This is a genomic window from Streptomyces sp. NPDC055962, assembly GCF_042270185.1.
In the GTDB taxonomy this organism is placed as follows: domain Bacteria; phylum Actinomycetota; class Actinomycetes; order Streptomycetales; family Streptomycetaceae; genus Streptomyces.
On record NZ_JBHJYN010000014.1, the window covers coordinates 16,436 to 41,550 of the forward strand.

Sequence of the window (25,115 nt, forward strand, 5' to 3'; positions counted from 1 at the left end):
CATGGCCAGGACGGACAAGGACCAACCAGCGGCGGAGGAGTCCGGCATCGACCGTCTCCGTGGGGAGCTCGTCGACTTCCTCGGCGCACAGTCGGAGCGGCTCGCGCAGAAAGCCGGTGACAAGCTGACGGGGCTCACCGGCCAGCTCACGGACATCGCCGAGAACGGCGGCTCGCTGCCCTCGGTCGTCTCGCGTGTGATGCAGGGCGAATCACCGTTGAAGGCCTTCGCCTCGGAGAAGGCCGGGAGCGTCAAGGACACCATCGTGGACAAGGCCAAGGACGTGTTCGGCGGCGGCAAGAACAAGCGCAAGTCCAGCGGCGGCAAGTCGATGAACATCATCGAGGTCCTCGATGTGGGAGTGCCCCTGCGTACCGCGTACGACCACTGGACGGCGTACGACGAGTTCAGCAGCTTCACGAAGGGCGTGCAGAGCGTCTCGATGGGGGACGAGGAGACCGAGAGCGACTGGAAGGTCAAGATCGGTCCCTCCTCCCGCGGCTTCAAGGCGACGGTCCAGGAGCAGGTCCCCGACGACCGCATCGTGTGGACCTCCGAGGGTGCGAAGGGCTCGACGCGCGGATGCGTCAGCTTCCACGAACTGGCGCCGAGCCTCACCCGGATCGTCCTGGTGGTGGAGTACTACCCCTCGGGGTTCTTCGAGAAGACGGGGAACCTGTGGCGGGTGCAGGGGCGCCGCATGCGGCTCGACTTCAAGCTCTTCCAGCGGTTCGTCACACTCACCGACGAGGAGCCCGAAGGCTGGCGCGGTGAGATTCGCGACGGCGAAGTCGTGGTGACGCACGAGGAGGCCGTGGAGAGGGAGGAAGCCGAGAACGAGGAGTCCGACGACTCCGAGTACGAAGCTGGAGGAGAGGACGAGGGCGAGGAAGAGGCCGAGGACTCCGAACCTGAGGACGAGGAGTACGAGGACGAGGAAGAGCCCGAGTACGAGGACGAAGAGGAAGAGGAGGGTGAAGAGGAAGAAGAGCCGGAGGAAGAGGAACCGGAAGAAGAGGAAGAGGAAGAGGAAGCAGCCCCCAGGAAGCGGCGTTCGCGGAGGGCCTCAAGGTGACTGATCTCGACCTCGGGCGGGACGCGTACCAGTACCCCGTCCCAGGACCCGCGAACACCAATCTCGCCGACATCCTTGAACGGGTCCTCGACAAGGGCATCGTCATCGCGGGCGACATCAAGATCGACCTTCTCGACATCGAGCTGCTCACCATCCGGCTCCGCCTGTTCGTGGCGTCGGTGGACACCGCGAAGAAGGCGGGGATCGACTGGTGGGAGACGGACCCCGCGCTGAGTTCGCGTGCCGCCCGCAACTCCCTCCTGGACGAGAACCGCGAACTGCGCGAGCGCCTGGAGGCGCTCGAGGCGAAGACGGACGAGACGTCGGAGCAGTGACGGAGAAGGAGAACCGACCCACATGACGGAGCGGGAACCCGGGCAGCCCTCGGGGGAGAGCGCCCTCTACGTATTCGCGGTGTGCGAAGCCCCGGAACCGGCGGCGTTCGCCGGGCTGCCGGGGATGGCGACGGGTGAGCCGCTGAGACTCCTGCGGTGCGGCGATCTGACCGCGATCGTCCAGACCGTCCGAGCCGCGGACTTCACCGACGAGGTCTGGCAGGCCCGCATGGCCGACCGGAGCGAGCTCGAACGCTACGCCCGGGCGCACCATGAGGTGGTTTCGGCGGTGGCGGCATCGTGCCCCACCGTCCCGCTCCCGCTGGCCACGCTGTACCACGGCGAGGCCCGGGCGCGGCAGTCGCTCCTCGACGAGTCCGACCGCTTCCGCGCCGCACTGGAACGCACTGCGGGCCATGCCGAATGGGGGGTCAAGGTCTACGTGGCCGAACCCGCGCCGGCGGACCCGGACCCGGCCCCCCTCCGGCCGGACGGAGCCGCCCCGCGCACCCGCCCGGCCCCAGGAGCCGGCCTCGCCTACCTGGAACGCAAGCGAGGGGTGCGGGCACGGCGTGAACAGAGGCACGAGGACTCCCTCCGGGTCGCCGAGGCGGTGGACGCCGGATTCCGGGACCTCGCCGCCGCCGACCGCCGACTGCGGGTGCATGCGCCTGTCCCCGGCGAGAAGGGCCGCGTCCAGGTGCTCAACGCCACGTACCTGGTGGCGGAGCACCGGAAGGCAGACCTCGAAGCCCTCGCGCGGGCGCTCCGTGACGCGACCGGTGCCCGGATCGAGATCTCCGGGCCCTGGGTGCCGTACTCGTTCGTCGGAGGGGCGTAGAGATGGCACGTGACGTGGTGCCCTGGGACGACCCGGAGCCTCTGAGCGGCCCCATCGGGGTGCCCCTCGTCGATCTGCTGGACCGGGTCCTGGCGACAGGTGTGGTCATCAGTGGTGATCTGGTGATCGCGATCGCGGACGTTCCGCTCGTGAGGCTCTCGCTCCATGCCCTGCTCTCCTCGGTCAACGAACGTGTTCCGGCACCCTGGGCGGACGGAGGACCGTTGTGACGACCACGCGACTGGACGTCGATGCGGACCAGGTGGGGCGTGATCTCGTGGCCCTCGTGCTCACCGTGGTGGAGTTGCTGCGGCAGCTGATGGAGCGACAGGCCCTGCGCCGTATCGACCAGGGGGACCTCACCGACGGGCAGGTGGACGAGATCGGGACCACGCTCATGCTGCTCGACGAGCGGATGGCGGAACTCTGCGAGCAGCACGGGGTGCGTCCCGAGGACCTCAATCTCGACCTGGGTCCTCTGGGAACTCTCCTGCCACGTGACTGACGTACGCCTGGACCGGTCCTCCGCACCCGCACGCTCCTGGTCATGGATCCGGCCGTGGACGCTCACCAGGCATATGCTCATATGTACCCCGATCGGTCAGTCGGGGTGCCGACTGTGGAGGCTGTCATGATCATCGTTGGAGCCGTTCTTCTGATCCTGGGCCTGGTGACCGGTCTCGGCGTCCTGTGGACCATCGGAATCATCCTGCTCGTCATCGGACTCGTCCTCTGGATCCTGGGGACCGTGGGGCACTCCGTAGGGAGCCGCCGTCACTACTGGTGATGTCGCCCAGGTGTTTGAAGAAGGGGGCACGGGGCAGAGCCCAAAAGGGCGCGGGAGCGCTCCCACGCCAGCGTGTCCCCCCACCTCCCGGAAACGGAGATCGCATCATGAATTGTCATGACCGCATCAAGTTACGCACTTACGGGCCGGGTGTACGTCTCCTCGGCGTCCTCGTCGCGACCCTCCTCGGCCTGCTGCCATGGGCGGGGACCGCACACGCCCACGGCTCCGTGGTCGACCCGGCCTCCCGCAACTACGGCTGCTGGCTGCGCTGGGGGGACGACTTCCAGAATCCGGCCATGGAGCAGGAGGACCCCATGTGCTGGCAGGCCTGGCAGGCCGATCCCAACGCCATGTGGAACTGGAACGGGCTGTACCGCAACGGCTCCGGCGGTGACTTCCCGGCCGCCGTGCCGGACGGCCAGCTGTGCAGCGGAGGTCGGACGGAGGGCGGCCGGTACGACGCGCTCGACGCCGTCGGCGCGTGGCGGACCACGGACGTCACCGCCGACTTCACCGTGAAGTTGTACGACCAGGCCAGCCACGGAGCGGACTACTTCCAGGTGTACGTCACCCGGGAGGGCTTCGATCCCGCCACGGAGCCGCTGACGTGGAGCGATCTCCAACTCGTCGCCGAGACGGGCAGCTACGCCCCCAGTCAGAACTACGAGATCCCGGTGACCACCTCAGGCCTCGGCGGCCGTCATGTGGTGTACACGATCTGGCAGGCGTCGCACATGGACCAGACCTACTTCCTCTGCAGCGACGTGAACTTCACCTGATGCCGGCGGCTCGGAGCTGAAGGTCGATCGCGGCCCGTCCCGCCGGAGCGCACCAGGTCCGGCGGGATTTCGGGCGGTTGACCAGGAAGGCTCAACGACGACGAGCGGTGATCGATTGGCGGTCCAGCCGGGTCCGTCCTAACGTCGATGAGTGAATGTTTCTGTTCACTGCTGACTCGTCTGGCACCCACCGCTATGACAGATTCCCGAGCGAAGTCCGCGCCGATTGCCGGCTCCCCGAAGCGGGGCGGCGGCAATGGGATCGCCCTGCTCATCATCGCCTCGTGCCAGCTGATGGTGGTTCTCGACATCACCATCGTGAACATCGCGCTGCCGCACATCCAGACCTCCCTCGGTTTCTCGACCGAGAGCCTGTCGTGGGTCATCAACGCGTACACCCTGACCTTCGGCGGACTCCTTCTGCTCGGTGGGCGGCTGGGTGACATCCTCGGACGCCGGAGGGTCTTCATCTTCGGCGTCCTGCTCTTCGTGCTGGCGTCGTTGCTGGGCGGGCTCTCCCAGGAGTCCTGGCAACTGCTGGCCGCGCGGGCGCTGCAGGGCGTCGGTGGTGCGATCGCCTCCCCGACCGCACTCTCTCTCATCACCACGACCTTCGACGAGGGGCCCGCGCGTAACCGGGCGTTCGGTGTGTTCGCTGCCGTCTCGGCGGGCGGAAGCGCGATCGGGCTGCTCGCCGGCGGTGTGCTCGTGGAGTGGCTCGACTGGCGATGGGTGTTCTTCGTCAACGTGCCCATCGGCCTGCTGATCGCCTTCGCGACACCGCGCTTCATCAAGGAATCCGAACGGCACCCGGGCCACTTCGACGTGCTCGGCGCGCTCATGTCCACCCTGGGAATGGTGCTGCTCGTCTACGGATTCATCCGGGCGTCCGAGGACGGCTGGAGCGACGCCGTGACCATCGGGGCGTTCGTCGCCGCCGTGGTTTTCCTCTTCGCCTTCCTGGCCGTCGAGCGCGGATCGAAACAACCCATCACACCCCTGCGCATGTTCAGGGACCGCAATCGGGCCGGGACCTACGGGATCATGCTGAGCCTGGCCGCGGCCATGTTCGGGATGTTCTTCTTCCTGACCCTCTTCGTGCAGAACATCCTCGACTTCAGCCCGCTGCAGGCCGGTCTCGCGTTCCTGCCAGTGAGCGCGATCATCGCGGTCAGTGCCGGACTCGCCTCGCAGCTGCTGCCCAAATGGGGGCCCAAACCCTTCATGGTGGTCGGTGCGCTCTTCGCCGCGGCGGGACTCGGCTGGCTGACCAGAACCGATGTCGACAGCACCTATCTCGGAAGCATTCTCGGACCCGTGCTGGTCTTCGGCTTCGGGATGGGCATGCAGTTCGTCTCGCTGACGCTGATGGCGGTGTCGGGTGTGGCCTCGCGGGAGGCGGGGGCCGCGTCCGGAGTCCTCAACGCCACCCAGCAGGTCGGAGGTTCCCTGGGGCTGTCCATCCTGGTCACCGTGTTCGGCACGGCCAGCCGCAACGAGGCGACGGACCAGATACCCCGGTTCATGGCCGAGGCGACCCCGGCCCAGCAGCTCGAATTCCGCAGGACGGGAGAGCTCCCGGCCCCGTGGGGCGACCAGGTGCTGGCCTCCGGCGTCTCCAGCGCCTTCGTCGCCGCGGCGATCTTCGCCGTCGTGGCCGCGCTGATAGCCGTCCTGGTCATCCAGGTCCGTTCCTCCGATCTCGAACGTCTGCGGGGCGGCGGGGCCATGGCGACGCCGATGGTGGACGAGGACACGACCGAGGGCCCTTCCGGGGACGGGTACTCGGAAGGGGCGCGCGACGCCGGGGTGCCGACACGGCAACGGAAAGACGGCGACGGTCCATCGCCCCACGGCTAGGTGTTGCCGGCCATGAGGTTGGTGTCGCTGCTCGTCGGTGTTGACCTTCGAGTTGGTTGAAGCTTGATGATGGCCCGGTGCCGAAGTATGAGCTGATGCCGATCGGGGCCTTTGCCCAGCGCAGTGGTCTGACCTCCAGCGCGTTGAGGTTCTATGCCGATTCCGGGCTGCTGCCCCCTGCCGAAGTCGACCCGGTCTCGGGCTACCGCTACTACAGCACTGACCAGGTGGCTCGGGCGAGCGTGCTGCGGCGACTTCGCGAGCTAGCCATGCCCCTGGTCGCTGTCGAGGCTGTACTCGGTTCCGGGGCCGACGAGGCTTCCCGGCTGATCGATGAACATGTCGCCAAGATTGTCGGTGATGCGGCGGCCGTGCAGCAGAAGGCTGCTGTCATCAAGGCCGCGCTCGGCACTGGGCCGGGTCTTCCCATTGCGGCGGTAATGGGTCCCGTGCTGGCGGATGCGGTCGAGCAGGTCCTGACCGCAGCCGCGCATGAGCCCGGAATGCCGGCAGTCGGCGGTCTGCGCATCGAGGTAGGTCATGAGTCGGTCACCCTGACCGCGACGGACCGGTACCGGCTCTCCACCCGAACCCTGGTGCCGGCTGAACCACCGAGCCAGACATGGGCCGGCACGGTCAACGGCGACGAACTGCGGGCCGCGGTCGCGGCGATCCGCCGCAGTCCGCTGGTACGACTGGATGCGGTCTCGAACGGGATCTGGGTCCGCATGGCCGACCGAGAGGACCGGCACTGCCGGTTGCTGCCCGGAGAGTATCCCGACCATCGGCTGATGCTCGCGTCACTGGGCGAGGTCAGCACGCGTGCGACGGTCTCGAAGGATCTGCTCCTGCGAGCCCTGGAAGAGCACCCCGGCGAGCGGATCGGGCTGCATGTTGCTGACGACGGAGTGAGTGTCGTGTCAGCGGACGACGGGCACCCCGACATCCCGCTCCCGGCCGCAGTGGCGGGCCGGGCCGTCCAGATCTGGTTCGAGCTGACCACGCTCTATCCCGCCGTGAGCACCGCGATCGGCCCCGACGTACTGCTCGACCTGCGAGGACACGATCAGCCCGTCACGATCCGCTCTGCCGATCGCGGCGATCTCACCACCCTGGCCATGCCCATCAAGCCCGACCACTCGACCTGAGAATGACGAAGAGGAGCACTCCATGACCACTGCACCCGCCGGCCCCGACCCGACCATGGAAGCAATAGGCCACGCCGTCGCCGAGGGGCACACCGGTGACAGCACCTCCGCCCGCCAGAAACTGCTGACCCTGTGGTCCGAGATCGGTGTCACAGGTGATCCGCTGCACCGCTGCTCGCTCGCCCATTACCTGGCAGATCTCCACGAGGATCCCGCCCAGGCCCTCGCCTGGGACATCCGGGCCCTGGACGCCGCCGACGCCGTGACCGAGCAGCGCGTCCAGGAGCACCACGCCGGCCTCCACATCGCCGGTTTCTATCCCTCCTTGCACCTCAACCTCGCCGACAACTATCGCCGACTCGGCTCCTTCGAAGCTGCCACCGAACACATCAACGCGGCCGAGTCACACGCCCCCAGCCTTCCTCGGAATCCCTACGGTGACCTTCTTCGCCGCGCCGTCCAGGAGGTCGCTGAGGCCATCGCCGGCCGGGACCGGTCACGGCGAGCCTCTGCGCCTGGTTCCGCTGCGTGACCCACTGTGACCCACAGGAATGCATCCCTCACTGTGGAAGGCTTGACGAACGCTCTTCTGCACCGCGCCACCAGCCCACCGCGACAGCGTCCGAAATCCTCGAACTCACGGAAGCACTGCGCCGCACCCACAAGTGGTCCGCGGCCAGGATCGCCTTCGAGCCGGCCCAGGCCGGAACTCCGATCAGCCGAAGGGCCGTGAGCAGGCACCTGGCCGAGATCGGCCTCAACCGACGCCGAGTCATCGCCTCCGACGGTGCAACCAACCGACAGGCGCGGAAATCTACCATCGACCCCACGCCGCGACCGGAGGCCAACCATCGGCAACACATCTACCAGTTGGCGCCACCGACGTCATGACCTCCTACAGCTAGGGGGTACCGCTCAGCGGTGGGCAGGTGTCAGGACAGGTTGACGAGGCGGAGGTAGCGTACCCAGTCCCAGTGAGGCCCCGGGTCGGTGTGGTCGCTTCCCGGTACCTCGTGGTGGCCGATGATGTGCGCACGGTCTTTGGGCAGGCCGTGGCGGTCACAGATGTCGGCGGTGAGCCTCGCCGAGCGCTCGTACATCGTGGGGGTGAAGTAGGCGGGCTGGTCGATCCAGCCCTCGTGCTCGATGCCGATGCTCCGGGTGTTGTGGTCCCAACTCCCCGCGTGCCAGGCGATGTCCCGCTCGCGCACGCACTGGGCGACGAAGCCGTCGCCCGAACGCACCACGTAGTGCGCGGACACCTGCTTGGCCGGATTGCGGAAGATCCCGACCGTCTGCGAGAACGTCTGCTGCGCGACGTGGATGACGATCAGGTCGACCCGTCGCGTCGGCGAAAGGCTGCTCGACGGCGTGTAGTTGGCCGTCGATGCCACGAACGTCTGCGCCTGGGCGTAGTCGGTCTCCGCCGACGGAGCCCCCACGGCCCGGACGGACGCGGGAAGGAGCGCCGCGGTGGCCGTGACCGCGGCGCCCTGGAGAATCCGCCTGCGCTGCATCAACACTCCTGTGCGTGGGACGTCGTACGGTCTACGGCACAACACGCGCCGTCCCGCCGTACGGTTCCGCGTGGGCGCTGACCGTACGTGACGCCCTGCCCTCAGCTGCCGGACATGACCGCGGCCAGCGCCGTCCCGGGATCGTCCTCCGCGGGTCCGGCCGGCAGCCACCGGCCCGCTTCCCTGGTGTACGGCCACCACCGTCCGTCACGCCCGAGGCGCAGCTGCACATCCGAACCGGCCGGGGTCCAGCGGTTTCCGGCCGCGCCGAGCTGCGGAGCCTCGCCCTCCTCCCACGCCGCGGCGAGTTGTGCCAGGGCCCGGGCGAGCTCGTCCGGGCCCGGCTGCCACTCCTCGTCGTACACCGTGAGTGCGGCCGCCCCGCCGTGGCGCCAGGCCCGCACCGCGTCGTCCAGACCCGCCGGCCCGCGACCGGTCGCCGCCGCGAGCCGAGCCGTGACGCGGGTGCATGCCCGGCCGTCGGCGGCCAGGCGCACCGCGTCCTGCTCGGACGTCAGTGCTGCTGCCGGGGGCTGCTGTCCGTGGCGCGGGCCGAGTGCCTCCGCCAGCATCGCGTACGCCCGTACGGCGCTGTCCGCCGCCAGGAACTCCAGCGCGGCGGCGTCGAGCCCGGCCTCCCGATCCCCCTCCGCGTCGAGCGACGGCGGCAGGCCCGGTTCCGCGGGGAGCGGCGGGGGAGGAGGGAGCGGCGGCAGGATGTCCCGCGCGGCGAAGGCCTCGTCGGCCCGCACGCCGTGCGGTGACGGGCCGCCGGCGTGGTCCTCCGCCGCAGCCGCGTCCGACCCCCGGCCCGCTCGCGCCGCACTCCGCGCCTGCAGTTCGTCGAGCAGCCGCCGCTCGTCCCGGCCCCGCAACAACAGCAGCACGAAGGGATCCTCGTCGAGCAGCCGGGCCACCTGATAGCAGAGGGCACCCGTGTGCGGGCAGTGGTCCCAGGCCTCGCAGCTGCACTCGGGCTCCAGGTCGCCGATCCCGGGCAGCAGTTCGAGACCTGCGGCAGCCGCGTCCTCCACCAGGTGCGGCGGCATCTCACGGTCGAGCAGGGCCGCGATGTGCCCGGACCGTTCGGAGGCCATGTCCAGGAAGCGGTCCCAGTCCTCCTCGCTCAGCTCCTGGAGCAGTACGTCACTGCGGTACGCCGTCGAGTCCCGGTCCTGCACGACCGCGGTGAGCCGGCCGGGCCGGACCGACACCGCGCCGACCCTTCCCTGCCGGGCCAGCGCCCGCCCCTTCTTGAGCTGCGTGCCGTCGAGCGCCGTGTCCTCCAGCGCCTTCAGCCACGCCCGGCCCCACCAGGACGAGGCGAACGCGCGTCCCTGTGCCGGCGGGAGCGGTGCGAACGTACGCTCCGGCTCGTGACCCTCGTTCATCGTGCGCCCCCTCGCAGCTCGACCAGCTCGGCCAGTTCGGCATCGCTCAACTCGCTCAGCGCGGCCTCGCCCCCACCGAGCACCGCGTCGGCCAGTCCTTGTTTCCGCGTCAGCATGGCCGCGATCCGGTCCTCCACGGTGCCCTCGGCGATCAGCCGGTGCACCTGCACCGGCTGCGTCTGCCCGATCCGGTAGGCACGGTCGGTGGCCTGCGCCTCCACGGCTGGATTCCACCAGCGGTCGAAATGCACGACATGGCCCGCGCGGGTGAGGTTGAGCCCTGTGCCCGCGGCCTTGAGGGACAGCAGGAACACCGGCGCCTCGCCCGCCTGGAAGCGGTTCACCATGGCTTCGCGCTCGGCGACCGGGGTGCCGCCGTGCAGGAACTGCGTGCGGACCCCGCGCGCTGCCAGGTGCAGTTCCAGCAGGCGTGCCATCTGCACGTACTGCGTGAAGACCAGCACGCTCGCGCCCTCGGCGAGGATCGTGTCGAGCAACTCGTCCAGCAGCTCCACCTTCCCCGACCTGTCCACGATCCGCGGCTGCTCCTCCTTGAGGTACTGCGCCGGGTGGTTGCAGATCTGCTTGAGCGCCGTGAGCAGTTTCATGATCAGCCCGCGCCGTGCGAAGCCGTCCGCGCCGGAGATCTCGTCGAGCGTCTCGCGCACCACCGCCTCGTACAGGCCGGCCTGCTCCGCCGTGAGCGAGACGGTGCGGTCGGTCTCCGTCTTCGGCGGGAGCTCCGGCGCGATGCCCGGATCGGACTTGCGCCGGCGCAGGAGGAACGGGCGGACCAGTGACGCCAGCCGCTCGGCCGCCGCGGGATCGCTGCCGCCCTCCACCGCGCTCGCGTAGCGGGTGCGGAACGTCCCGAGCCGCCCGAGGAGCCCCGGTGTCGTCCAGTCGAGGATCGCCCACAGCTCGGAGAGGTTGTTCTCCACCGGGGTGCCGGTGAGGGCGATGCGTGCCCGCGCTCCGATGGTCCGCAGCTGCCTGGCCGTCGCCGAATGCGGGTTCTTGACGTGCTGCGCCTCGTCGGCGACGACCATGCCCCAGGGCACCTGCGCGAGCCGGGCCGCGTCGAGACGCATCGTGCCGTACGTGGTGAGGACGAACTCGCCGTCGGCCAGGTCCTCCAGCGAGCGCGACGCGCCGTGGAAGCGGCGTACGGGCGTGCCGGGTGCGAACCTCTCGATCTCCCGTTGCCAGTTGCCCATCAGGGAGGTCGGGCAGACCACGAGGGTGGGCCCCGCGGCCGATGCGACGCCCTGCCGGTGCAGGTGGAGCGCGATCAGCGTGATGGTCTTGCCGAGTCCCATGTCGTCGGCGAGGCAGCAGCCGAGGCCGAGCGACGTCATGGTGTGCAGCCAGTTCAGGCCACGCAGCTGGTAGTCGCGCAGAGTCGCCTCCAGGGCTTTCGGCTGTCCGGCCGTCCGGTGGTCGGCCGACTCCGGGTCGGCGATCCTGGCCCGCAGCTGCTCGAGCCAGCCCGTGGCGGCCACCTGCACCCGGCGGCCACCGACGTCGGCGGTGCCGGTCAGTACGGCACCCAGCGCGTCGATGGGAGTGACCGTACGGTCCCGGGTCTCGCGGGCACGCCCGGCGTCCTCGGGGTCGATGAGCACCCACTGGTCACGGAGTCTGACCAGTGGTCTGCCGGCCTCGGCGAGCCGGTCGATCTCCTCCCTGCTCAGCTCTCTGTCGCCCAGGGCGAACCGCCAGTCGAACGCGAGCACGGAGCCGGCCGACAGGAAGGACGGTGTGTCCGACCCGGCCCCGTGGTCCGTACCGGTGCCGTCCCGCGGGCCGATCACCGCTCGCGTGGTCAGCTTCCTCGCCAGCTCCCTGGGCCAGTGCACCTGGACGCCCGTCGCCGCCAGCGCCCCGGCGGCAGGGCCCAGCAGCTCCGCGATCTCTTCGTCGGCGGGCTCGACCGCGTCCGGGACGGCTGCCGACAGGAGGGGGGTCAGCGGGGGCCAGGCCCGCGCGGCGCGCCGCAGCGCGAGAAGGGCGTCCATCCGGGCCCGCGGACCGAACAGGGACGCGGCGGGGGATCGGTCGGCCCACACAGCGGCGGCGTCGGCGACCAGAGCGGGATCCCGGACGCTGTGGATCTGGAGGACCGCACGGAACGAGGGGGCGGGGCCGGACGCGTCCGCCACGTCCGCACCGGTGAGCCCGGAGACCTCGACGCGCAGGGAGAGCCGCACGCCGGCATCGTGGCCGGCCGCGACACCGGCCGCCCAGGGGCGGAGCCCGGGACGGTGCTGGGCGGTGTGGGAGGCGAACACCGGGGTGCCCGTGACGAACTCGGCCCCCGGCGTGCGGGGCATGCCGTCCACCACCGCGTCGAGGAACGACCGCAGCAGCGGTTCGGGATCGGCCAGCATCACCGGGCCGTCCTCCTCCCGGAGTTCGAGCGGCACCGCGTGGGCCTCGGGAGGCATGGAGGCGGCAAGGACCTGGATCCGCCCGATGTCGTCGGCGGTCAGCGGGCCGGCCCGCCAGGCATCGTGGTCTCCAGGGCTCAGCCCCGGCAGCAGCAGCCCGCGCGCGACGAGTTGGAGGGCGAGGACCCCGGCGGCGCCCCAGAACGCGGCGGACGGGGAGGCCAGGCTGTCCGCGCGTGCCCGGGTCAGGACGGGCAGCGCCTCGCGCACCGTCATCAGCGACGCAGGGACCAGGTAAGGGCTGCCGTCGGTGCCGGCGACCGCCATGTCCGTCGGTTTCCCCGGAGACGGGGGAGGGGTGCTGCCGTCCGCATTCCAGAACGCGATCAGGCCGGTGCGGGCCGGATCCGCTGGGAGGAAGACTGCGGAGCAGCGGGACAGTTCGGAGATCTCGTTGAGCGTTGCCGCAGGGAGCCTGTGCACAGCGATGTCAGATTCCTCAAATTTGACTAGTGAGCCCGGGGTCGCCGAGGGTACTCCACCCGCGGCCCCTTCCGGGAGAGATCAGCAGTGATCCACCTCACTCGTTTCTGCGTTCTGAAGCCTGGGGTACAGCCCGCACCACCCTCGGACACGGGGGAATCCCCCCGTACGGCCGGGGTGATGGCGCCATGGCTGCGACAGGCCCGCCATCCGTACGTTTGACGAGGTCAGCGCAGATGCCCAGAAACCGGAGACGCCATGCCCCAGGCGGTAGAAGCCACCGTTGCGCCGAACACCCGTGACGGATCCGAGAGTCCGGCCGTCCCGCCGCCTCCGGGAAGCGATTTCGCACCGCTCCTGAAGACGGTCAAGGGGCAGGGCCTCCTCGAACGGCGCACCGGCTGGTACGCGGCGGGCATCGCCGTGAACCTGACCGCTCTCGGTGCCGTGATCGCCGCCATGGTGATGCTCGGCGACACCTGGTGGAACCTGCTCCTCGCCCTGCCGCTGGCCGTCCTGTGGACCCGTACGGCCTTCTTCGGGCACGACGCGGGCCATGCCCAGATAACCGGCGACCGCACGGCGGGCCGGGCGGTCGGCCTCCTGCACGCCAACCTCCTCCTCGGGATGAACGAGGCATGGTGGAACGACAAGCACGTACGCCACCACGCCAACCCGAACCACATGGACAAGGACCCCGACGTCGGAGTCGGAGCCCTGGTCTGGACCCAGGAGCAGGCCGCCCGGCGCGAGGGCTTCTCCCGCTGGCTCACCCGCAACCAGGCCCGCCTCTTCTTCCCGATGCTGCTCCTCGAAGGCATCGCACTCAAGATCTACGGCTTCCAGTTCCTGCGTCGTCAGCCCGTCCGCGAACGCGCACTCTCCGGGACCCTGCTGGCCGGGCACCTCGCCCTGTACGCGACGCTGCTCCTGACCGTCATGTCCCCGGGCAAGGCCGTCGTCTTCGCCCTCGTGCACCACGCGCTCTTCGGTCTCCACCTCGGCATGGCCTTCGCCCCGAACCACAAGGGGATGGAGATGCCCGACCCCGACGGCGACCGCTGGGGTCACCTGCAGCGCCAGGTCCTCACCTCGCGGAACGTACGCGGGGCCGTCCTCACCGACTGGCTGCTCGGGGGTCTCAACTACCAGATCGAGCACCACCTCTTCCCGAGCATGCCCAGGCCCCACCTGCGACTGGCCCAGCCCATGGTCAAGGCGCACTGTGCGTCCATCGGGATGCCGTACGCGGAGACGGGCCTCCTCGAGTCCTACCGCCAGGCCCTGCAGCACATGCACGAGGTCGGCGAACCGCTCCGATAGCACCGCCGGCCGGCCGCACGATGCGGCCGCGTGGCTGGAACCGACAGAGGGGCACAGGCGTTCTCTCATCAGGAGCGGCCCCGGCCGCGGAGGAGGCACGGATCATGTCGAACGGTGCAAAGATCGCCATCGGGGGAGTCGTCGCGGCAGTCGTCCTGATTCCGTTCATCGGATTCTGGTGGTCGCTGCTGGTTCTCATCGGCGTACCCACAGCGGGGTACCTCATGCTCGACCCGGCCCAGCGGCGCCGGCTCCGCAGGATCAGCCGTAAGGAGATAGGGCGCTGAACAGCACAGTCACCGCGGTCAGCAGCAACGGCGAGTACTCCTTCACCAAACCGAACAGGGACAGCGTGAGGCTGCTGGCCGGGCTCGGGGTCGAGGGCGACGTCCATGCAGGGGTCACGGTCAAGCACCGCTCCCGGGTCGCCAAGGATCCGACGCAACCCAATCTGCGTCAGGTCCACCTCATGCACCAGGAGCTGTTCGCCGAGCTGAGGACGGCGGGGTTCGAGGTCATGCCGGGCGATCTCGGGGAGAACATCACCACCAGCGGGATCGACCTCCTCGCCCTCTCCGTGGGGACCCTGCTCCACCTCGGCGACGAGGCCGTCGTCGAGGTGACCGGCCTGCGGAATCCGTGCCTGCAGATCGACCGCTTCCAGGAAGGCCTGCTCAAGCGGGTCGTCGGCCGCGCGGCCGACGGCGCCGTCGTCCGCAGGGCGGGCATCATGGGCGTCGTCACGGCCGGCGGAACCGTACGGCCCGGTGACCCGATCAGGGCCGAGCTGCCCGTCGGACCGCATCGTCCGCTGGAGTACGTGTAGGGCGCAGTCAGGGCGGTCCGCGGACCCTGTGGGGCCGTGCGGTCAGGAAGGCCGTACGGCCAGCTCGTCGAGCGACTTCAGCAGCCCCGGGAGCTCCGGGCCGCGGCCGACCGGCATGACTTCGCCGGGCTCCTCGTCCAGGAGGACGAAGGCGATGTCGTCGGTCCTGGCCACCAGGGACCAGCCGGGGCCGTCGGCCCGCAGCGTCCGTGCCCCCCCGGGGGCGAAGGCGGAGCGAATCCGGCCGGGCGGAGGCGGAGAGCTGACGTACTCCCGGGCCGCTGCGAGCGCCATGCGCACGCCGGGATGCTGCCCGGAGCCCGTGGTCCCTGCGGCGCTCCCGGCATCCGCGGCGCCGTCCGACGGCCCGTCGTCCCGGGGCTCACCGTCCGGCGAAGGCGCCCCGGCGGTGCCGAACGCCGTCTCGTCATCGATCTGCCCGCGCCACGCGGCCCACTGGAGGGCGATCTCGTCCGCTCCGAGCCGCCGCTGCGGAGCACCCCAGACCTCGGTGTCCGGTGGAGTCAGCGGATCCGGGCCCTCGCCGCCGGGATCGGGCAACGGGTCGTGCGGCTCGGGGACGCCGGGCGCGGAGACGGCGAGCGCGAGCGGCCACCCCGGCAGTGCGCACACGACCGAGCGGTCGTCGGGGGAGAGGTCGTACTCCATCCCGCAGTCCCACGAGGCGATGGCGACGGCCACCAGAGAGACGTCCTCGACGACCACCGTCCAACGGGCGCCCCCGCTGTCCTGGCCCAAAACGAGGCCGTACCCCTCGGCGTACGGTTCGAGGCCCAGCGCGGCACACGCGGCCACGTAGTCGTCGCCGAGGACGCTGGGGAACTGCGCGGGGGTCAGCAGCACCGCGGTCAGCACAAACAGCGCGTCGTCATCGGCGACCGTGTCGTCCGTCCCTGCCACAGCACCCACCCTCATTCCAGATCGTTGGTCCGTCGGCGCACCTTAACTACTCGGTAACCCTGTCGTCGAGGCCCTGACAAGGGATAACGGCCAGGTAACCGGAGAGCGCGGGCCGTCCCGCGGGTACGCCACGACACCCCCCCCGAGCCGTGGTGCGGGTCTGCCCGTCACCCGTAAGGTGGCGTGACCGGCCGACGAGGGGGACAGCATGGTGGAGCGGTACGCGCGGCTGAAGGAGATCCAGCGTCTGGACCCGGAGCGGGACTTCCTGGAGATCTACCGCCTCACCGTCACCTACGAATTCCCCTGGGACATCACCCGCGCTCTCGAACTCGCCCTGTACCGCACCTACGCGGTCCCCAGCATCGGCCGACTGCTGGCGGAGACAGGGGAACTGACCGAACGTTCACAGAAGAGGTACGACGACACCGCACTTCTCCTCGACACCGTGGTCGAGTACGGCTTCGACAGCGAGGACGGCCGCACGGCCGTGCGACGGATCAACGGGATGCACCGCAGCTACGACATCAGCAACGACGACATGCGGTACGTGCTGTGCACCTTCGTCGTCACCCCCAAGCGCTGGCTCGACACGTACGGCTGGCGGAAGCTGTCGGCCCACGAGCTGCGCGCCTTCGCGGCGTACTACCGCACGCTCGGTGCCCGCATGGGCATCCAGGGCGTGCCGCAGACGTACGAGGACTTCGAGAGCACCCTGGACTCCTACGAGGACGAGCACTTCGGCTGGGACGAAGGCGCCCGCGCCGTCTCCGACGCCACCCTGGACCTGATGGGCTCCTGGTACCCGCGGCCGCTCGCCCCCGTCGTGCGCAAGGCCAGTCTCGCCCTGCTCGACGACTCGCTGCTGCGGGCGTTCCGGTACGAGCGGCCGGGCCCGGTCGCCCGGGGACTGACCCGCGGCGTACTGCGCCTGAGAGCACGTGCCGTGCGGCTCATGCCACCGCGTTCCACGGCCCGTTTCGCCCGGCAGAACCCCGAGATCAAGGGCTATCCGGACGGGTACGAGGTCGCCCGCCTCGGCACGTTCCCCACTCCGGGTGTGCGAGGCTGTCCCGTACCGCACGGACGGGCCCCGGACGCACAGGCCGAGTGAGACCGAGCGGGTTCCGGAGGCCGCTCAGCCCGTGCGCACGGCCAGCGCCAGGAACCGGCTGTCCTCGTCGGTGTACGCGTCCAGCCGCCATCCCGCGTCGGCCAGCAGCGGGGCCAGGCGGTGCTCGGCCCTGAGATCGTCGTCGGAGAGGTCACGGCCGTGCCGTGCGGCCAGCGCGGCGCGCCCGACGGGGTGGAACAGGGCGAGCCGGCCCCCCGGGCGCACCACGCGCGCCAGCTCCGTGAGACCTCGCACCGGGTGCGGGAGATGAGAGATCAGACCGGCGGCGAAGACGGCGTCCAGGGCCCCGGTGCGCAGCGGAAGCCGCCCGGCGTCGGCCAGCAGCAGTGTGCCGCTCGCCCCTCGCCCCGCGTGCAGCGCCGCGTCCAGCATGGCGGGTGTCAGATCGGCGCCCAGCACGCGCCCACCGGGACCGACCGCCGTACGCAGGGCCGGCAGGGCCCGCCCCGTACCGCATCCCGCGTCGAGCACGGCGCCCCCGGGACGCAGCCCGAGCTCGCCGACGGCGGCGGCGTAGGCGGGGCCGTCATCGGGGAAGCGGCTGTCCCAGTCCGCCGCCCGCGAGGCGAAGAAGTCCTGGACGTGCGTGTGGTCGTCGGCCATGGGGACATGATCGCTCAGACCTCACCCGAGCGGAACGTCGCGAGGGGGTGCAGGCGTTCGAGCGCTGCAAACGTCGCGAGGCGGTGCACACGTTCGAACTCTGTCCGATCCTTCCGGAACATCTCTCTGTCATATCCCAGCACCTTTCGAAATGCGCCCCTGATGTGCGCCCCTTCGCGGGCTAGCGTCCCGGACCCATGGGACACCTGGACCACGCCACCTTCGGCTGGCTGACACCCGTGCTGTCGTACGCGATGGCATCGATCGGCGCCGCACTCGGACTGCGCTGCACCGTGCGCGCACTCGGCACCCGCGGCCGTTCGCGCCGCAACTGGCTCCTGACGGCAGCCTCCGCTCTCGGCACCGGCATCTGGACGATGCACTTCGTCGCCATGCTCGGATTCGGGGTCACCGGCACCGACATCCGCTACGACGTGCCCGTCACCCTTCTCAGCCTGCTGGTCGCCATGCTGGTGGTGGGGGCGGGAGTCTTCACGGTCGGCTACAGCCGCGACCGCTCGCGCGCCCTGCTCGCCGGCGGCCTCACCACCGGTCTCGGTGTCGCCAGCATGCACTACCTGGGCATGGCAGCCCTGCGCCTCCACGGCACGGTGACCTACGACCCGGTACTGGTCGGGGTGTCCGTCGCCATCGCCGTCATCGCGGCCACCGCGGCGCTGTGGGCGGCGCTGAACATCAAGTCGCCCGGGGCCGTGGCCCTCGCGTCGCTGGTCATGGGCGCGGCGGTGAGCAGCATGCACTACACGGGCATGCTGGCCGTCGGTGTCCGGGTCGCACCCTCGGGATCCGCGCTGCCCGGCGCGACGGTGATGCAGTTCATCTTCCCCCTCGCCGTCGGCCTCGGGTCGTACCTCTTCCTCACCTCGGCGTTCGTCGCGCTCTCTCCGGCAGCCCGGCAGCACCCGGCCGAAGCGCCGGACTCGGTCTCGGGCGAGGTGCGAGTGGACCGGCCGGCGAGGGCAGCGGCCCCCTGAGACGCGACGGACCCGCGGTCCCTGTCCTACAGAGCATTCGGGGCACAGAGCTCCCCATCCGGAACGAGGAGGCCATGCGCAGACCCCGCACGACGACCCCGGACCCCGGTGCACACGCCGACGGGCCCGTGACACCGCCGCGCGGAAGGCGCGCACACGCCGGACCCCCCGCCGACGAAAGCCACGGGCACGAGGCAGGGCCGTCCGGGTCCGGAGTGCGGGGGAGGTCCCTGCGCCCCCGCACCGTACGGGCGAAGATCATCTCGCTGCTGATGGTTCCCGTGGTCTCCCTCCTCGCGCTCTGGGGGTTCGCCACCGTCACGACGGCCCAGGACGTGGCCCGCCTGCGTGAGGTCCAGCGCGTGGACGTCGCGGTGCGGGCTCCGGTCACCTCGGCCGTCGGCGCGCTCCAGAGCGAACGCACGGCGGCGCTCCGTCAGCTGGCGGAGCCCGGCGCCGCCCACACGGCAGCCCTGAGGGAACGGGCCGCGCGCACGGACGCGGCGCTCGACGTCCTTCGCCTGGACGACGACCACACCGTCGCCGACGCGGGCCTCCTTCCCGGACGGGCAGCCGCCCGGCTCGGTACGTTCCTGGACCGCGTGCAGCAGTTGGACAGTCTGCGCACCCGGCTCCTGGGCACCCCCAGGAAGGAGGGCGGCACGACCCGGACCCCGGACGCCGATACGCGCACCGCGTTCACGGAGTACACCGAGACCGTCACCGCGGCCCTCGGCGTCTCCGGGGCCCTGACAGGCACTCAGGACGCCGAGATCGGCTCCGAGTCCCGAGTCCTGCTCGAACTGGCCCGGAGCGGGGAGATGCTGGCCCGCGAAGAGGCGCTGCTGGCGTCGGCCGTACCGGCCGGCACGCTCGAAGGGGAACCGCTCCGCCAGTTCACCGGAGCCGTGGAGACCCGCCGGACGCTGGCCGGATCCGCAGGGGGCGACCTGCCGGCCGCAGGGCGCGAGGCCTTGCGGGCCCTCGGGGAGAACGGCGCCTACCGGCGGCTCACCGAGGCGGAGGACGCGGTGCTGGCAGCGCCCCCCGGCCGCCGCGCTGCGAAGGCGGTGCCCGCCACCTGGGAGCGGGACGCGGCCACGGTGCGTGCGGCGCTGCGTGCCGTCGGGACGGAATCCGGTGACCGGGCGGCCGACGGGGCGGGCCCCTTCGCACGCGCGCTGTTCAGCCCCGCCGGTTCCGCCGTCCTCCTCGGCTTCCTCGCGGTCGCCGCCTCCCTGGTGATCTCCGTGCGGATCGGCCGTGCGCTCGTCGTCGAACTCGTCGGCCTCCGCGACAGCGCGCTGGAGATCGCGTGGCGCAAACTGCCGCACGCCATGCGGCGGCTGCGCGCGGGTGAGGAGATCGACGTGCGGGCCGAGGCACCGGCCGGACGGGCGTCCCACGACGAGATCGGGCAGGTGGGCGAGGCCCTGCACACCGTGCACCGTGCGGCCCTCGACGCCGCCGTCGAACGTGCCGAACTGGCCAGCGGCATCTCCGGGGTCTTCGTCAACCTCGCCCGCCGCAGCCAGGTCCTCGTCCACCGCCAGCTCGCCCTCCTCGACGGCATGGAGCGCCGTGCCGACGACCCGGGCGAACTCGGTGACCTGTTCCGCCTCGACCACCTCACGACCCGCATGAGACGGCATGCCGAGAGTCTGATCATCCTCTCCGGCGCCGCCCCCGGCCGCGCCTGGCGGATGCCCGTCCCGCTCACCGACGTCGTCCGCGCCGCGGTCTCGGAGATCGAGGACTACGCACGCGTGGAGGTGCGGGCGCTGCCGGACGCCGGTGTGAACGGCGTGGCCGTGGCCGACCTCACCCACCTGCTGGCCGAACTCGTCGAGAACGCAGCGCAGTTCTCACCGCCCCATACCAAGGTGCGGATCACCGGGGAGCCCGTGGGCAACGGGTACGCCCTGGAGATCGAGGACCGCGGCCTCGGCATGGGCAAGGAACTGCTCGACGAGGCCAACCGGCGCATCGAACAGTCCGAGACCCTCGACCTCTTCGACAGCGACCGGCTCGGCCTCTTCGTCGTCAGCAGGCTCTCCGCACGCCACCACATCAAGGTCCAGCTGCGCACCTCCGCGTACGGCGGGACGACCGCGGTCGTCCTGGTGCCGACCGCCTGCCTCCGGAGCAGCCTCCCGGAAGGCGCACCTGCCGGCCCGGCCGATGCCGCCACCGGATCGACGACGCCGGCCCGGGACGACGCCCGTCCCGGACACGCCGCCGGCCCGCGCCCGGCGCGGGAGCGTCCCTCCCCGTTCCCTGCACCGGTCGCCGTACCGGCCCTCGAACCGGGCGCGGAGTCCGGCGGACGGACTGAACTCCGTCCGGGTACCGCCCCCGTGACCACACTCAACCGGCGGCCGCGGTCCGCGGAGGAGGACGGCGAGCTCCCTCGCCGCGTACGACAGGCCAGCCTCGTCCCCCAGCTGCGCGAGCAGCGCCGCGGTGAGGAAGACGGGCACCGGCCGGACGGCGCCGCGCCCCCCGCCGGACGCACCCCCGAGCAGGCACGCGACCGCATGACCGCCTACAGGGACGGATGGGTCCGTGGCGGTGGGGCGACACCCGGGGGGAACACCCGGGGACGCCCCGCGCCTCCGTCACCTTTCCGCCGGCACACCGAAGGAGACCAGACATGATCGTGAACCAGAGGCCCGACAGGGCTTCCCGAGGCTCCGGCGAGCTGGACTGGCTGCTGGACGATCTCGTCGCACGGATCGCCGACATCCGGCACGCCGTCGTACTGAGCAACGACGGCCTCGCCGTCGGCGCGTCCCACGCACTGAGCCGCGAGGACGCGGAGCACCTCGCCGCCGTGGCATCGGGCTTCAACAGCCTGGCGAAAGGCACGGGACGGCACTTCGGTGCAGGGAGCGTACGCCAGACGATGGTCGAGATGGACGACGGGTTCCTGTTCGTCGCGGCCGCGGGGGACGGCTCCTGCCTCACCGTGCTGAGCACGGCGTTCGCGGACATCGGCCTCGTGGCGTACGAGATGGCGCGCCTGGTGAAGCGGGTGGGCGAACACCTCGCCTCCCCGGTGAGGCTCGCCGGACCACCGGCGACGGGCTGAGGACGGGCACGTGCGGATGAGCGAGGGCGGCGTGCCGCCGGGAAGCACGGAGGGCCCCCCTCCGGGGAGAGCGGACGGTGGGCCACCGGGCGGCGGACACGGCGTGCCCGCCGTCGGTGAGGACCTCTCCCGTGCCGCGTACGGATTGCCTCCCGGCACCCAGTGGTACGACGCCGAGGCGGGACCGCTGGTCCGCCCTTACGCGGTCACCGGCGGCCGGACGCAGCCGGGGCCCACCGGAGTGCGGTTCGACCTGATCGCCCTGGTGGCGGCGGACGACGGCGCGGAGGAGCGGCAGGGCGAGGCACTGCTGGGCCCCGAGCACCGGGCGCTGCTCGCTCTGTGCAGGGCGGAGATCCAGTCGGTCGCGGAGCTGTCCGCGGACGCCGATCTGCCCGTCGGCGTCGTGCGGGTGCTTCTGGGCGACCTGCTGGAGGCCGGCTGCGTGCGGGTCAGCAGGCCCGTCCCGCCCGCACAACTGCCCGACGAGCGGATCCTGCGTGAGGTGATCGACGGCCTCCGGGCCCTCTGAGCGTCCGGTACCGGTCGTCCTCATGGCCTACTCCTGAAGGATTGCGACTCCGGCCGGGCACTGAACGACCCCGTACGGACACATGAGTCACATTTCGTTCACCTCCTTCGGCGACTGCCTCTGATTGCCATGCTGTCGCCCCTACCGACGGCACTCGTGAGAGAAGTGATCGATGTCCTCCGAGCATGTGGACAGCGCAGACGCGGACGATTCGGGCGAGTCCGGAGCCCTCGCCCTGAAGATATTGGTCGCCGGCGGCTTCGGCGTCGGCAAGACGACACTCGTCGGTGCGGTGAGCGAGATCCGGCCGCTGCGGACCGAGGAACTCCTCAGTGAGGCCGGCCAGTCCGTCGACGACACCGGGGGCGTGGACCAGAAGACCACGACCACGGTAGCCATGGACTTCGGAAGGATCACCATCCGCTCCGGTCTGTCGCTCTACCTGTTCGGTACCCCGGGACAGGACCGGTTCTGGTTCCTGTGGGACGAACTCTCGCAGGGCGCGCTGGGAGCGGTCGTCCTCGCCGACACACGGAGGCTGGAGGACTGCTTCCCGGCCGTCGACTACTTCGAGCACCGCCGCATCCCCTTCGTCGTCGCGGTCAACTGCTTCACGGGCGCACGGACCTATGCCGAGGACGACGTCTCCCGGGCACTGGATCTCGACGGGGGCACTCCCGTCGTCCTGTGCGACGCGCGTGACCGCGCCTCGGGCAAGGAGGTCCTCATCCGCATGGTCGAGTACGCCGGGCGGGTCCACACGGCGCGGCTGCTCGACTCGGTCGCGCAGGCGTCGGATCCGGTATGAGGACGGGGCGGTCGGCCGGGCCGCCCCCGCCCGGTGCACGCGCGGGAGGCGCGTCCTCGGCGGCGGGCCGGCCGTGGCGCGAAGCAGCGCCTCCGGGGCAGGGCGGCGCTTGCCCGCAGGGGAGCCGTGCGCAAGGCTTGCGCGGACGTGGGGAACAGATGAACGGGGAGGACGAGCACATGGCGCTGGACCGGGGACTTGACTGGCTGCTCGACGATCTCACCAGCCGGGTGGAGCACATCCGGCACGCGCTGGTGCTCTCGAACGACGGGCTGGTGACCGGCGCCAGCACGAGCCTGGCCCGGGAGGACGCGGAACACCTGGCGGCGGTCTCCTCCGGTCTGCAGAGCCTGGCCCGAGGCTCCGGGCGGCACTTCGGAGCCGGGAAGGCACGCCAGACCATGGTGGAGTTCGACGAGGCGCTGCTCTTCGTGACGGCGGCCGGGGACGGCAGCTGCCTCTGCGTCCTGACCGCGGCCGAGGCCGATGTGGGCCAGGTCGCCTACGAGATGACCCTGTTGGTCAATCGCGTGGGCGAACACCTCGGGGTCACGGCACGGCAGGGCGTGGAGAGTATCGACCGCCTCTGACCTGCTCCTTCTGTGCGCCGCCAGGAGTTTTCCACAGGCTCCGCGAGAGTTTCCTCCCCCGGCTACCGTGGTCACACAGAGTATTCGACTCACGGGGGAGGAAAAGCCATGACCCTGACGGAAGATGCCCGTCGGCCGGCCGTCGACGCGGCTGCGGAGTGTGTGTCGGCAGGTCGTGCGGCCCAGGAACTGACGTTGAAGCGAGGCGAGTTCGATCTCGCCGTCCACCTGGGCCTGATCGACGCGGAGCCCGCCGTGGGAGGGGTGAGGCCGAGGATCCGCCGGCAGGAGATCGAGCGGCTGCGCGCCCGGCCGGGCTTCCCGGACACGCTCCGCGACCAGGTGCGCACCGCGGGCACGGCGGAAGGCGCCACGCTGCTCGGAGTCAGCGCCGTGCGCTTCACGGGACTGGCCCGCATCGGGTGCGTCTCACCGGTCGCGTTCTGCCTGAACCGCTATCGCGCTGTGGTCTGGCTCTACCTGGTGGACGAGCTGCTCGCCTTCGCCGCGCGGGAGCCCGGCCTGCTCGCGGGGAAGAGCCCGGCGGGAATGCGCACCATGCTGGACGCGGGCACCGACCGACGTGCGCGCAACTGGCGTTCGCGCAGGCTCGACCGGCTGCTGGGCCGCGCGGCGGACCCCTGGGCACGCGCGGCCCTCCAGGCGTCGGCCCTCGACCCGGTGCAGCTCGCGGAGGTGGTGGAGGACCCCTACGAGCGCGCCTATCTGGCGCGGGTGCAGCCGGATGCCGCCCTCGGCCGACCTGGATCGACGGCCGGTAGGGAGGCCATGGCGAGGCTGATGCTCGCGGACGATCCGGATGAAATCCTCTGGCGTCGGGTGAATCTGACACTGGAGCTGGAACGGGCGCGTGCGATCCGCGGCGCCCCGCGCCCAGGTGGTGACCCCGTGTTCCTCCGTATGGAGCCCGAAGGGGCGGTACCGGGCGGAACGACGACCGCTTTTGGGCGGCGACGCGGCCGCCTGCCGGACCGCTCGGCTGCTCGCCCCGGATCGCGGCCTGGTGCGCGCCCCGGTGCGGGACGGGCGCTGCTGGCCCGGGTCGGACTCCGAAGGCCCGTACGCGGAGAACAGTGAAGCATTGCGTGCTGGTGAGCGACGAGGCATCTTGAGGTCCATGCTGATCAGAGAAGCCACCGCCGACGACTGGCCCGCCATCTGGCCCTTCTTCCACCGGATCGTCGCCGCGGGCGAGACCTTCACCTTTCCGACGGAGCTCGGGGAGGACGTGGCCCCGGGCTGGTGGCTCCTCCCGGAGCCGGGCCGTACGGTCGTAGCGGTCGACGACGCCGGGACGGTCCTCGGCACGGCCAAGATGAACAGGAACCACATGGGCAACGGCTCGCACATCGCCAGCGCCAGCTACATGGTCGCTCCGGAGCACTCCGGCCGGGGCGTGGGCCGGGCGCTGTGCGAGTACACCGTGAACTGGGCCCGTACGGAGGGATATCGCGCCATGCAGTTCAACGCCGTGGTGGAGACGAACACCCACGCCGTCAGGCTGTACAAGTCCCTCGGCTTCGACGTCATCGGGACCCTGCCCGAGGGATTCAACCACCCCACCGAGGGCTATGTGGGACTGCACATCATGCACAAGCGTCTCTGAACGCACCTCACAGCCGGCTGGAGCTTTCGGTGAGGACGGTGGCTTCCGGCCATCC

The 25,115-nt window shown here is 70.7% G+C and carries 27 protein-coding genes; 22 read left to right on the forward strand and 5 right to left on the reverse strand.

The annotated features are described in order from the left end of the window. The first annotated feature begins 1 nt into the window (after nt 1). The 10 genes from ACFC51_RS29975 to ACFC51_RS30020 all read left to right on the forward strand — a co-directional run bounded on the left by ACFC51_RS29975 (nt 2) and on the right by ACFC51_RS30020 (nt 7,360). Complete coding sequence (locus tag ACFC51_RS29975) at nt 2-1,075, forward strand: SRPBCC family protein (RefSeq protein WP_376531800.1); 1,074 nt, start codon at nt 2-4, stop codon at nt 1,073-1,075. Beyond that, nucleotides 1,072-1,410 carry a gas vesicle protein gene (locus tag ACFC51_RS29980; protein WP_376374474.1) on the forward strand — a complete coding sequence of 113 codons (339 nt, stop codon included), beginning with the start codon at nt 1,072-1,074 and terminating at the stop codon, nt 1,408-1,410. The genes ACFC51_RS29975 and ACFC51_RS29980 overlap by 4 nt, the downstream gene beginning before the upstream one ends. 22 nt (nt 1,411-1,432) lie before the next feature. Next, nucleotides 1,433-2,251 (forward strand): GvpL/GvpF family gas vesicle protein, encoded by an 819-nt coding sequence (locus ACFC51_RS29985; protein ID WP_376374476.1) that lies wholly within the window; start codon nt 1,433-1,435, stop codon nt 2,249-2,251. A 2-nt stretch (nt 2,252-2,253) separates the two neighbouring features. Beyond that, nucleotides 2,254-2,481, forward strand: coding sequence for a gas vesicle protein (locus tag ACFC51_RS29990; RefSeq protein WP_376374479.1), 228 nt, complete (start codon nt 2,254-2,256; stop codon nt 2,479-2,481). Next, on the forward strand, nt 2,478-2,756 hold the full coding sequence (locus ACFC51_RS29995; protein ID WP_376374482.1) for a gas vesicle protein K: 279 nt from the start codon (nt 2,478-2,480) through the stop codon (nt 2,754-2,756). The genes ACFC51_RS29990 and ACFC51_RS29995 overlap by 4 nt, the downstream gene beginning before the upstream one ends. 126 nt (nt 2,757-2,882) lie before the next feature. Continuing rightward, the gene (locus ACFC51_RS30000; RefSeq protein WP_376531802.1) at nt 2,883-3,038 is read left to right on the forward strand and encodes a DUF6131 family protein; all 156 of its coding nucleotides are present in this window, start codon (nt 2,883-2,885) and stop codon (nt 3,036-3,038) included. Nucleotides 3,039-3,145: 107 nt separating this feature from the next. Continuing rightward, on the forward strand, nt 3,146-3,820 hold the full coding sequence (locus ACFC51_RS30005) for a lytic polysaccharide monooxygenase (protein WP_376531804.1): 675 nt from the start codon (nt 3,146-3,148) through the stop codon (nt 3,818-3,820). Between the two features lie 195 nt (nt 3,821-4,015). Continuing rightward, nucleotides 4,016-5,680, forward strand: a complete 1,665-nt coding sequence (locus tag ACFC51_RS30010; protein WP_376531806.1) for an MFS transporter — start codon at nt 4,016-4,018, stop codon at nt 5,678-5,680. A 77-nt stretch (nt 5,681-5,757) separates the two neighbouring features. After that, nucleotides 5,758-6,828, forward strand: a complete 1,071-nt coding sequence (locus ACFC51_RS30015) for a MerR family transcriptional regulator (RefSeq protein ID WP_376531808.1) — start codon at nt 5,758-5,760, stop codon at nt 6,826-6,828. 22 nt (nt 6,829-6,850) lie between these two features. Continuing rightward, nucleotides 6,851-7,360 (forward strand): hypothetical protein, encoded by a 510-nt coding sequence (locus ACFC51_RS30020; protein WP_376374493.1) that lies wholly within the window; start codon nt 6,851-6,853, stop codon nt 7,358-7,360. A 400-nt stretch (nt 7,361-7,760) separates the two neighbouring features. On the opposite strand, the gene ACFC51_RS30025 is transcribed toward ACFC51_RS30020, so the two are convergent. The 3 genes from ACFC51_RS30025 to ACFC51_RS30035 all read right to left on the reverse strand — a co-directional run bounded on the left by ACFC51_RS30025 (nt 7,761) and on the right by ACFC51_RS30035 (nt 12,609). Further along, nucleotides 7,761-8,345 carry an N-acetylmuramoyl-L-alanine amidase gene (locus ACFC51_RS30025; RefSeq protein ID WP_376531810.1) on the reverse strand — a complete coding sequence of 195 codons (585 nt, stop codon included), beginning with the start codon at nt 8,343-8,345 and terminating at the stop codon, nt 7,761-7,763. Nucleotides 8,346-8,446: 101 nt separating this feature from the next. After that, a complete protein-coding gene (locus ACFC51_RS30030) occupies nt 8,447-9,736 on the reverse strand; it encodes an SWF or SNF family helicase (protein WP_376531812.1) in 1,290 nt (429 codons plus the stop codon). Beyond that, complete coding sequence (locus ACFC51_RS30035; RefSeq protein WP_376531814.1) at nt 9,733-12,609, reverse strand: DEAD/DEAH box helicase; 2,877 nt, start codon at nt 12,607-12,609, stop codon at nt 9,733-9,735. The genes ACFC51_RS30030 and ACFC51_RS30035 overlap by 4 nt, the downstream gene beginning before the upstream one ends. 258 nt (nt 12,610-12,867) lie before the next feature. Between ACFC51_RS30035 and ACFC51_RS30040 the strand changes: the two genes are divergently transcribed. The 3 genes from ACFC51_RS30040 (at nt 12,868) to ACFC51_RS30050 (ending at nt 14,758) form a co-directional block, all read left to right on the forward strand. Further along, nucleotides 12,868-13,932: a fatty acid desaturase family protein gene (locus ACFC51_RS30040; protein WP_376531816.1), complete on the forward strand. Its 1,065-nt coding sequence runs from the start codon at nt 12,868-12,870 to the stop codon at nt 13,930-13,932. Nucleotides 13,933-14,036: 104 nt separating this feature from the next. Next, entirely contained in the window at nt 14,037-14,219 is a 183-nt protein-coding gene (locus ACFC51_RS30045; protein ID WP_376374507.1) for a hypothetical protein, read from the forward strand. Continuing rightward, a complete protein-coding gene (locus tag ACFC51_RS30050; RefSeq protein ID WP_376374584.1) occupies nt 14,216-14,758 on the forward strand; it encodes an MOSC domain-containing protein in 543 nt (180 codons plus the stop codon). The genes ACFC51_RS30045 and ACFC51_RS30050 overlap by 4 nt, the downstream gene beginning before the upstream one ends. Nucleotides 14,759-14,800: 42 nt before the next feature. On the opposite strand, the gene ACFC51_RS30055 is transcribed toward ACFC51_RS30050, so the two are convergent. After that, nucleotides 14,801-15,679: a hypothetical protein gene (locus tag ACFC51_RS30055; protein ID WP_376531818.1), complete on the reverse strand. Its 879-nt coding sequence runs from the start codon at nt 15,677-15,679 to the stop codon at nt 14,801-14,803. A 208-nt stretch (nt 15,680-15,887) separates the two neighbouring features. On the opposite strand from ACFC51_RS30055, the gene ACFC51_RS30060 reads away from it, so the two are divergent. Then, nucleotides 15,888-16,793, forward strand: a complete 906-nt coding sequence (locus ACFC51_RS30060; protein WP_376531819.1) for an oxygenase MpaB family protein — start codon at nt 15,888-15,890, stop codon at nt 16,791-16,793. 24 nt (nt 16,794-16,817) lie between these two features. Here the strand turns inward: ACFC51_RS30060 and ACFC51_RS30065 are convergent, their stop codons facing one another. Further along, on the reverse strand, nt 16,818-17,417 hold the full coding sequence (locus tag ACFC51_RS30065) for a class I SAM-dependent methyltransferase (protein ID WP_376374514.1): 600 nt from the start codon (nt 17,415-17,417) through the stop codon (nt 16,818-16,820). A 197-nt stretch (nt 17,418-17,614) separates the two neighbouring features. On the opposite strand from ACFC51_RS30065, the gene ACFC51_RS30070 reads away from it, so the two are divergent. From ACFC51_RS30070 to ACFC51_RS30105, 8 genes are all read left to right on the forward strand, one after another. Further along, nucleotides 17,615-18,412, forward strand: coding sequence for an MHYT domain-containing protein (locus tag ACFC51_RS30070; protein ID WP_376374517.1), 798 nt, complete (start codon nt 17,615-17,617; stop codon nt 18,410-18,412). Between the two features lie 74 nt (nt 18,413-18,486). After that, nucleotides 18,487-21,069 carry a nitrate- and nitrite sensing domain-containing protein gene (locus tag ACFC51_RS30075; protein ID WP_376531821.1) on the forward strand — a complete coding sequence of 861 codons (2,583 nt, stop codon included), beginning with the start codon at nt 18,487-18,489 and terminating at the stop codon, nt 21,067-21,069. After that, nucleotides 21,066-21,503: a roadblock/LC7 domain-containing protein gene (locus ACFC51_RS30080; RefSeq protein WP_376374523.1), complete on the forward strand. Its 438-nt coding sequence runs from the start codon at nt 21,066-21,068 to the stop codon at nt 21,501-21,503. Before ACFC51_RS30075 ends, ACFC51_RS30080 begins: the two co-directional genes overlap by 4 nt. 103 nt (nt 21,504-21,606) lie before the next feature. After that, nucleotides 21,607-22,035: a DUF742 domain-containing protein gene (locus tag ACFC51_RS30085; protein ID WP_376374525.1), complete on the forward strand. Its 429-nt coding sequence runs from the start codon at nt 21,607-21,609 to the stop codon at nt 22,033-22,035. Between the two features lie 172 nt (nt 22,036-22,207). Continuing rightward, nucleotides 22,208-22,843: an ATP/GTP-binding protein gene (locus ACFC51_RS30090; protein ID WP_376374528.1), complete on the forward strand. Its 636-nt coding sequence runs from the start codon at nt 22,208-22,210 to the stop codon at nt 22,841-22,843. Between the two features lie 179 nt (nt 22,844-23,022). Then, nucleotides 23,023-23,433 carry a roadblock/LC7 domain-containing protein gene (locus tag ACFC51_RS30095; RefSeq protein WP_376374587.1) on the forward strand — a complete coding sequence of 137 codons (411 nt, stop codon included), beginning with the start codon at nt 23,023-23,025 and terminating at the stop codon, nt 23,431-23,433. Between the two features lie 108 nt (nt 23,434-23,541). Next, nucleotides 23,542-24,531: a DUF6397 family protein gene (locus ACFC51_RS30100; protein ID WP_376531823.1), complete on the forward strand. Its 990-nt coding sequence runs from the start codon at nt 23,542-23,544 to the stop codon at nt 24,529-24,531. A gap of 40 nt (nt 24,532-24,571) precedes the next feature. Further along, nucleotides 24,572-25,060, forward strand: a complete 489-nt coding sequence (locus ACFC51_RS30105; protein WP_376374532.1) for a GNAT family N-acetyltransferase — start codon at nt 24,572-24,574, stop codon at nt 25,058-25,060. Nucleotides 25,061-25,115: the final 55 nt, after the last annotated feature.

What these genes read in the sequence shown, in the direction of transcription:
- ACFC51_RS29975 (WP_376531800.1), top strand. Translation starts at nt 2, where the DNA reads ATGGCCAGGACGGACAAGGACCAACCAGCGGCGGAGGAGTCCGGCATC.
- ACFC51_RS29985 (WP_376374476.1), top strand. Translation starts at nt 1,433, where the DNA reads ATGACGGAGCGGGAACCCGGGCAGCCCTCGGGGGAGAGCGCCCTCTAC.
- ACFC51_RS29990 (WP_376374479.1), top strand. Translation starts at nt 2,254, where the DNA reads ATGGCACGTGACGTGGTGCCCTGGGACGACCCGGAGCCTCTGAGCGGC.
- ACFC51_RS30000 (WP_376531802.1), top strand. Translation starts at nt 2,883, where the DNA reads ATGATCATCGTTGGAGCCGTTCTTCTGATCCTGGGCCTGGTGACCGGT.
- ACFC51_RS30005 (WP_376531804.1), top strand. Translation starts at nt 3,146, where the DNA reads ATGAATTGTCATGACCGCATCAAGTTACGCACTTACGGGCCGGGTGTA.
- ACFC51_RS30010 (WP_376531806.1), top strand. Translation starts at nt 4,016, where the DNA reads ATGACAGATTCCCGAGCGAAGTCCGCGCCGATTGCCGGCTCCCCGAAG.
- ACFC51_RS30020 (WP_376374493.1), top strand. Translation starts at nt 6,851, where the DNA reads ATGACCACTGCACCCGCCGGCCCCGACCCGACCATGGAAGCAATAGGC.
- ACFC51_RS30025 (WP_376531810.1), bottom strand. Translation starts at nt 8,345, where the DNA reads ATGCAGCGCAGGCGGATTCTCCAGGGCGCCGCGGTCACGGCCACCGCG.
- ACFC51_RS30030 (WP_376531812.1), bottom strand. Translation starts at nt 9,736, where the DNA reads ATGAACGAGGGTCACGAGCCGGAGCGTACGTTCGCACCGCTCCCGCCG.
- ACFC51_RS30040 (WP_376531816.1), top strand. Translation starts at nt 12,868, where the DNA reads ATGCCCCAGGCGGTAGAAGCCACCGTTGCGCCGAACACCCGTGACGGA.
- ACFC51_RS30045 (WP_376374507.1), top strand. Translation starts at nt 14,037, where the DNA reads ATGTCGAACGGTGCAAAGATCGCCATCGGGGGAGTCGTCGCGGCAGTC.
- ACFC51_RS30060 (WP_376531819.1), top strand. Translation starts at nt 15,888, where the DNA reads ATGGTGGAGCGGTACGCGCGGCTGAAGGAGATCCAGCGTCTGGACCCG.
- ACFC51_RS30065 (WP_376374514.1), bottom strand. Translation starts at nt 17,417, where the DNA reads ATGGCCGACGACCACACGCACGTCCAGGACTTCTTCGCCTCGCGGGCG.
- ACFC51_RS30070 (WP_376374517.1), top strand. Translation starts at nt 17,615, where the DNA reads ATGGGACACCTGGACCACGCCACCTTCGGCTGGCTGACACCCGTGCTG.
- ACFC51_RS30075 (WP_376531821.1), top strand. Translation starts at nt 18,487, where the DNA reads ATGCGCAGACCCCGCACGACGACCCCGGACCCCGGTGCACACGCCGAC.
- ACFC51_RS30080 (WP_376374523.1), top strand. Translation starts at nt 21,066, where the DNA reads ATGATCGTGAACCAGAGGCCCGACAGGGCTTCCCGAGGCTCCGGCGAG.
- ACFC51_RS30090 (WP_376374528.1), top strand. Translation starts at nt 22,208, where the DNA reads ATGTCCTCCGAGCATGTGGACAGCGCAGACGCGGACGATTCGGGCGAG.
- ACFC51_RS30095 (WP_376374587.1), top strand. Translation starts at nt 23,023, where the DNA reads ATGGCGCTGGACCGGGGACTTGACTGGCTGCTCGACGATCTCACCAGC.
- ACFC51_RS30100 (WP_376531823.1), top strand. Translation starts at nt 23,542, where the DNA reads ATGACCCTGACGGAAGATGCCCGTCGGCCGGCCGTCGACGCGGCTGCG.
- ACFC51_RS30105 (WP_376374532.1), top strand. Translation starts at nt 24,572, where the DNA reads ATGCTGATCAGAGAAGCCACCGCCGACGACTGGCCCGCCATCTGGCCC.